The sequence below is a fragment of the Mycobacterium sp. genome (assembly GCF_032162605.1).
Taxonomy (GTDB): domain Bacteria; phylum Actinomycetota; class Actinomycetes; order Mycobacteriales; family Mycobacteriaceae; genus Mycobacterium.
On the sequence record NZ_JAVROT010000541.1, the window covers coordinates 1 to 6,938 of the forward strand.

The following is a 6,938-nucleotide window of genomic DNA, read 5'->3' on the forward strand; positions in this document are numbered from 1 at the left end:
GCTGGCGCTTCATCGAAGCGGAGGCCCGGCTCCGCTACGAGCCCATCGCGCTGGTCGGGCACGATCACCGGACCCACCTGCGAGACTGGTTTGCGCGTAAGGCATTCTACGGCTCCGCCGCCGCGCCACTGGCGGTCCGGCACCCCGGCAAGACCGCCCCCCTGGTGCTGTCCGGGTGGACCCTGATGGTTTGGATCCTATTGGCGATGGGCTCCGGGATCGGCTACTTCGCGTCGACGGTCGTCTCTCTCATCACCGGCCGCAAGATCGCAAAGGCGCTGAGCTCGGTGGACACCGAACCGAAGGAGGTGGCGGCCGTCGCGGCTCAGGGGCTGTGGTCGGCCGCCCTGCAATTGTCGTCGGCGATCTGCAGGCACTACTGGCCCATTGCCCTCGTCGCCGCCATCCTCTTCCGGCGGTGCCGGCAGGTGGTGCTCGTGGCGGCCGTCGTCGACGGAGTGGTCGACTGGGTCGCCCGAAACGGCAACGCCGACGATGACGCCCAACGCGTCGGGCTGTTCGCCTATCTGCTGCTCAAGCGGCTTGACGACATCGCATACGGCCTCGGCCTCTGGACCGGTGTCGTGCGTGAGCGGCACCTCGGCGCACTCAAGCCGCAGATCCGAACCTGAAGCGCCGCGTTGCATTCTGACGTCCTGATCGTCGGCGCCGGTAGCGCTGGATGCGTTCTAGCCGAGCGTCTTTCACACGACCGGCAGCGGACCGTGACCCTCGTCGAGGCAGGCCCCGGTCCGTCGGACCCGCGGGTAATGGCCCAGATCAGCGATGGCCTGCGGCTGCCGATCGGGTCCGCGAGTTCTGTGGTTCGTCGCTACGAGGCCACGCTGACGGACGTACCCCGGCGCAGCACCTCGATCATGCGCGGGTCGGTGGTCGGCGGGTCCGGCGCCGTCAACGGCGGCTACTTCTGCCGCGGTCTGCCAGGAGACTTCGACGGGTGGGGGATCCCTGGCTGGTCGTGGGACGACGTGCTACCGCACTTTCGGGCCATCGAGACCGACCTCGACTTCGACGGCCCGCTGCACGGCTCCTCCGGTCCGATGCTGATCCGGCGCGTCACCGAGTTCGAGACCGGCGCAGCCGCTTTCGTCGAGGCCGCCCGTGGGACGGGCTACGCGTGGGTGGCAGACCTCAACGGTGAGGCAGCGGGTCGCACCGGTGTCGGCGCCGTGCCCCTCAACATCGACGGCGGCACCCGGGTCGGTCCAGGGGGCGCCTTTCTCGGGCCGGCGATGCACCGACCGAATCTCACCGTGTTGGAGAAGACCCGGGTGGTTCGGGTCAGGTTCGCCCAACACCGAGCGGTCGGCGTCGACTGCGCCGTTCCCGGCGGACTGGAACAGTTGACGGCCGACCACGTCGTCCTTTCGGCAGGCGCGATCGGGTCTGCTCATCTGCTCATGCTCTCGGGAATCGGGCCACTGGCGCAATTGACCGCCGCTGGCGTACCGGTGCTGGTTGACCTGCCGGTGGGGATGCGAAGCATCGATCATCCCGAGTGGGTCCTTCCGGTCGACTGGCCCTCCGCACCGGGTCGGCCTCCGCTGGAGGTGCTGCTCACCACCGCGGGTGGCCTGGAGATACGCTCCTACACAACGGGTTTCGCGGCGATGGTCGGCGCCGGGTACGACCCCGCGGACCGTCCGCATCTCGGCGTGACACTCATGCGCCCGCGCGCCCGCGGCCGGGTGCGGTTGACGTCGGCCGACGTGGAGGTGTCACCATCGATCGAGCACCGCTATGACAGCGAGCCCGATGACGTCGCCGCCCTGCAGGCTGGTGCGGATCTCGCCCACGAACTGGCGGGATCCGGCTACGAGGCCCGAGAATCGTTCTGGTCGACGTCGCAGCATCTGTGCGGCACAGTTCCCATGGGCCGCGATGGCGACGCGCCGCTCGACGAGAAGTGCCGGGTGCGCGGCGTCGACGGGCTCTGGGTGGTCGATGGTTCGATTCTGCCCGACATCACCAGCCGCGGACCGCACGCCACCATCGTCATGATCGGCCACCGGGCGGCCGAGTTCATCCGTTGACGTGGCGCAGCGCCATCAGGGCTTCCGCCAGCACGGTGGCCGCGACGACGCCGTCGACGACGGGAACGCCGAGACGCTCCGTGAGGGGACCGGCGAACCGAGCCATTGCGGCGCAACCCAAAACGATTGCTCGGCTGCCGTCCTGAGCCAGGGCCGTCGCGCAGAGGTCGCCGATGGGCTCGATCGTGGTCGGATCCGAGTCGATCCGCAAGACGGGTATGTCGCACGGGTACACGCCGAGGCACTGGCTCGGCGTGTACGTCTTCGCGAGCTCCCATGCCCGCGGCACCGTCGCCGCCATCGAGGTGACCACCGAGAAGCTGCCCGCGGCGAGGGCGGCGGCATGCATCGCCGCCTGCGCGATGCCCAGCACGGGGACGTCGACGATGTCGCGGACCTGTTCTAGGCCGGGGTCGCCGAAGCATGCGATGACGTAGGCGTCAGGAACGTTGCGGCTCTCGGTTGCCCGGCGGACCTCCCCGATAAGGCCAGGGATGCAACGATGTTCGTCGTCGTCGTTCTCGATGCTGGCCGGGCCCTCGAGGGGGTTGACCGCTACGATCTCGGTGGTGGGCCTCGCGATCGCCCGCGCCGACGCCCCGATCGCGGCAGTCATCGACGCGGTGGTGTTGGGGTTGACGAGGAGCAGACGCACCCATGCAGCCTAAGGCCCCGGTCGACTGGGTCGCCATGGTCGCGTCGGTAGGCTGGTCGGCCTCGGGAAGAGTGTCGACAGTGCCGCTGCTCCGTCGGCGAGCGCGATACCTTCGAGACTGGCAGTCTCATTTCCATGGAGGTGTGGCAGACATGACGGCCGGAAGTTCCGACCCACGGCCCGCTCGCTCGCGGGCGCGGCTGCTGGGTGCCGCGACGGCACTGCTGCGTTCGGGTGGGCCGAGCGCGGTGACCATCGATGCCGTCACCCGCAGCGCCGATGTCGCCAGGGCCACTCTGTATCGCCACTTCTCCAGCGCCAACGACTTATTGGCGGCCAGCTTCACCAGCCTCATCCCGCCGCCACCGATGCCTCCCGATGAAGGTTCGCTGAGTGAGCGACTGACCGCGATCGTGGTGGCCTGGGCCGAGTCGATCGGCGAAGCGCCTACCATCCTGACGGCGATGTCGTGGCTGTCGCTGGGGCCGGACATCGACCGGTTGCCGGAAATGCAGCACAACGACACCAGCAGTCCCGAGATGCGTTCGCTCCGGGAACGCATCGCCCAGCAGTATTCGGCGCCATTCGACGTGATCTTCGACAGCCCGCAAGCTGCCGCCGAGCTGAAACCAGTAGACCGGACAATGGCGTTGGCGCTGTTGATCGGTCCGTTGGCGTTCGGCAACATCAGTACGGTCGCCGAATTCGACTATCAGCAGGTCGCGGTGGCCGCCGTCGACGGATTCCTCAAGTGCTTCGCCAAGGAGCCCGGTACCGAGGTCAACGCAGCGAGTACCGGATCGGAAGGTGCTTGAGCCCGCCGACGAAAGTCGTCGCGGAAAGCTCTGGTGCGCCGGCGAGTTCGACGGAATCCAGGCGCGGGAGCAACTCGGTGAAGAGGCTGTTCATCTCCATTCGCGCCAGTGCGGCGCCCAGGCAGAAGTGGACGCCGTAACCGAAGGCGACGTGCTTGTTCGGGTCGCGGCTGACGTCGAAGCGAAACGGGTCGATGAACACGTCCTCGTCGCGGTTGCCCGACACGTAGGCCAGATACAACGAGTCACCCTTCGCGATGTCGACCCCGCGCACGGTGGTGTCCGCGGTGGCGGTTCGCATGAATTCCTTGACCGGCGTGGACCATCGGATCATTTCTTCGACCGCGGTGGGCATCAGACCGGGGTCGTTGCGCAGTCGCTCGAGCTCGCCGGGGTTGTCGATCAGCGCGCGCATTCCCCCGGAGATCGCGTCCTTGGTGGTGTCGTGGCCCGCGCTGGCGACGATGACATAGTACGACGCGGTGTCGACGTCCGACAGCGGTTCGCCGTCGACGAAGCCGTTGGCGATCGCCGACGCCAGGTCGCCGGTCGGCTGCTCGCGCCGCGAGGCGGTCAGCTTCGAGAAGTAGGCGAAGAAGTCGAGCAGCACCGCGAATTGGTCCTCGAGTGAGCCACCTTCCCGTTTGTACTCGTCGTCGTCACCGCCGAACATCTCCTGGGTCAGGGCATGCATGCGGCCGAAGTCGGACTCCGGCAGGCCCAGCAGCGACATGATCACGTACAGCGGGAAGTCGACGGCGATGTCCGTCACGAAGTCGCATTCACCCCCGATGTGGGCCATCTTGTCGACGTAGCGCCTGGCCAGTTCGTCGACGCGCACCTTGAGGTCGCGCATCGCCTTCGGACGGAACCAGTCCGCACCGATCTGACGGACCTTGCGGTGGTGGGGATCGTCCATGTGGATCAGCGTGCGTAGGCCCATGCCCGACTCGAGCTGTTCCTTGGCCATGTCGTCGGCGGCAGCCGTGGCCAGCAGTGGCCTTGGCTCGCTGATGAAGAGCTCGTTGTCCCGCTCGATGGCCATGATGTCGGCGTGCTTGGTGATGGCCCAGAACGGGCGGTAGGGCCGATTGTCTACCCACGCAACGGGATTGTTCGCCCGCAAGTGCGTGAGCGCCGTATGAAGGCGGTCGTCGTCGGCATACGCTGCGGGGTCGGCCAGGACCTTGGCGGCGTCGTCCATGGTCGGTATGCTCATCGAGACTCCTGAGATGGGGGCTGCACTTGACGGGTGTCAAGCTGACAGCTTAGGGCGGGCCGCCGACCGCGATGGCCGGATTGCCCGGATCCACTGGCCGGATGCCTGGATCGGGCTTCAGTAGGCTGGGTGGGGATGCGCGCTGAATCGGTTGGCATGAGGATGATGGCGATTCTGTTGACCGTGATGGTTCTGGTCACCGGTTGTGCGCGGGGCGACGACGTGGCTCCGCCGACATCCGAGCCGCCCGCCGACCCGGCGCTGGTCCAGACGCAGACGGGCACCGTCCGCGGCATCGTCACACCCGAGCATCGCCTTTTCGGCGGAATTCCCTACGCCGCACCGCCCGTCGGTCCACTGCGCTGGCAGCCCCCTGCGCCCGCGGCGCCATGGCCGGGGATACGCGACGCCACCCGCACCGGTCCCCGCTGTATGCAGGACGCGAGCGATCTGGAGATGGGCAGGCAGACCTCCGAGGACTGTCTGACACTGAACGTCTGGACGCCGCCGCCGTCGGTCGAGAAGCGCGCGGTGATGGTGTGGATCCACGGGGGCGCGTTCGTCAACGGCAGCAGCGGACTCTACGACTCACGTTGGATGGCTTCGCGCGGTGACATCGTCGTCGTGACCCTCAACTACCGACTCGGCGCGCTGGGCTTCCTGGCACATCCGTCGTTGGGGCTCGCAGGCGCCGTCGGCAACTACGGGTTGGCCGACCAGCAGGCCGCGTTGCGCTGGGTGCACGACAACATCGCGAACTTCGGCGGCGATCCGAACGCAGTCACCATCGCCGGTGAATCGGCAGGCGGCATGTCGGTGTGCGATCACCTCGTCGCCCCTGGCTCGGCGGGACTCTTCCGTGCGGCGATCATCCAGAGTGGGCCGTGCCAGGCCCAGCTCGCACTGCCCGAGGCCGAGAAGGCCAGCCTCGACTACGCGCGTGACGCCGGCTGCGGAGATCCGCGCACCGCGGCGGCATGCCTTCGGGCGCTGCCGGCGGACCAATTGCGAAAACCGGTGTGGTATTACCGCATCGGGGAGGACGCCTTGAGCGGTCCCGTGACGGGAACGACGGTGCTTCCGGAAGATCCGGTGCCGGCGATCGCGCAGGGCCTGGCGGCCGACGTGCCGGTGATGATCGGCAGCAACCGAGATGAGTTCACGCTGTTCGTCGCCCTGCAGTACCTACGGCAGAAGGCGGCCTTCAACGACGCCGACTATCCGCAACTGCTGTCGGAGACGTTCGGGCGCGATGCCGGAGCGGTCGCCGCGCACTACCCCCTGGCGCACTACGACGGCAGCGTGCCGCTCGCGTACTCCGCCGCCGTCACCGACGGCGTGTTCGCGTGCGTCACCGACAGGATCGCCGAAGGGCTGGCCAGAGCCGGGCCGGTCTACGTCTACGAGTTCAATGACCGTGGCGCCCCGGCGCCGGGCCCGTTGCGGACGTTGCCGTTTCCCCTCGGCGCCAGCCACTCCCTGGAGTTGCGCTACCTCTTCGACGTCGGCGGGGCCCCGTCTCTCAATCCCGACCAGCAGGTGTTGTCCGACCAGATGATCGACGCCTGGAGCCAGTTCGTCCGTGACGGCCATCCCGGAGATGACTGGCCAGCGTTCGACGGCGAGGAAAAGCGGTTGTCACTGCGGCCGGACGGTAGCAGGGTGGAGACCGATTTCGACCAGCGGCACCAGTGTCCGTTCTGGGCAGGCCCGAAGGGGTGATTCGGGTGTCGACACCGGATCCGGCGGCCTTCGCCGACGAGTGGGTCGTACCTCAAGCAGGCGTGACCCAGGTGGTGATGTCGCGTGCACGACCACGCACCCCGACCGGTCGGTGACGCTGACGGGGACGACGAGCTCCGTCCCCTCGCTGACGAGCCGGAAGTCGGGCGGATCGATTCGGGCGGTGGCTCGCAGCGACGTGGTGGCCTTCTGCAGATACGACACCGTCATCGCCTTCGGGATCCACCGGTGCGTCGAGGGCACCGTCGCCTCCATCAGCATGCCCATCGCCACCTCGGCGGCATTGCACGACGCGATCGCGTGCACGGTCTTCAGATGGTTTTGGACGAAGAACCAGCTCGTACGCGCGCGGTGATCGCAAACTTTGCGCCTGCCAGCCACCGCAACTGGTCCATTCCGCCGCTAGCCGGAGTAGTAATCTGCCTCGGTGATCACCGGCTGGACCGTCGGCG

5 protein-coding genes and 2 pseudogenes are annotated in these 6,938 nt (G+C 67.6%); 4 read left to right on the plus strand and 3 right to left on the minus strand.

The window, feature by feature from the left end:
• Together QOI01_RS29865 and mftG are read left to right on the plus strand one after the other, a co-directional pair.
• Positions 1-632, plus strand: a pseudogene (locus QOI01_RS29865) (mycofactocin biosynthesis glycosyltransferase MftF); the annotation flags it as partial.
• Positions 633-641: 9 nt separating this feature from the next.
• A complete protein-coding gene (gene mftG, locus QOI01_RS29870; protein ID WP_526386806.1) occupies positions 642-2,054 on the plus strand; it encodes a mycofactocin dehydrogenase MftG in 1,413 nt (470 codons plus the stop codon).
• On the opposite strand, the gene QOI01_RS29875 is transcribed toward mftG, so the two are convergent.
• A complete protein-coding gene (locus tag QOI01_RS29875; protein WP_526386808.1) occupies positions 2,044-2,709 on the minus strand; it encodes an aspartate/glutamate racemase family protein in 666 nt (221 codons plus the stop codon). The two genes, mftG and QOI01_RS29875, sit on opposite strands and share 11 nt — an antisense overlap.
• Positions 2,710-2,861: 152 nt before the next feature.
• Between QOI01_RS29875 and QOI01_RS29880 the strand changes: the two genes are divergently transcribed.
• Positions 2,862-3,524, plus strand: coding sequence for a TetR/AcrR family transcriptional regulator (locus QOI01_RS29880; protein ID WP_526386810.1), 663 nt, complete (start codon positions 2,862-2,864; stop codon positions 3,522-3,524).
• Here QOI01_RS29880 and QOI01_RS29885 read toward each other — a convergent pair.
• The gene (locus tag QOI01_RS29885; RefSeq protein ID WP_526386812.1) at positions 3,490-4,743 is read right to left on the minus strand and encodes a cytochrome P450; all 1,254 of its coding nucleotides are present in this window, start codon (positions 4,741-4,743) and stop codon (positions 3,490-3,492) included. The genes QOI01_RS29880 and QOI01_RS29885 overlap by 35 nt on opposite strands.
• A 135-nt stretch (positions 4,744-4,878) precedes the next feature.
• On the opposite strand from QOI01_RS29885, the gene QOI01_RS29890 reads away from it, so the two are divergent.
• A complete protein-coding gene (locus tag QOI01_RS29890) occupies positions 4,879-6,465 on the plus strand; it encodes a carboxylesterase/lipase family protein (RefSeq protein ID WP_526386814.1) in 1,587 nt (528 codons plus the stop codon).
• A 52-nt stretch (positions 6,466-6,517) separates the two neighbouring features.
• Here the strand turns inward: QOI01_RS29890 and QOI01_RS29895 are convergent.
• Positions 6,518-6,822: pseudogene (locus QOI01_RS29895) on the minus strand (PaaI family thioesterase); the annotation flags it as partial.
• Positions 6,823-6,938: the final 116 nt, after the last annotated feature.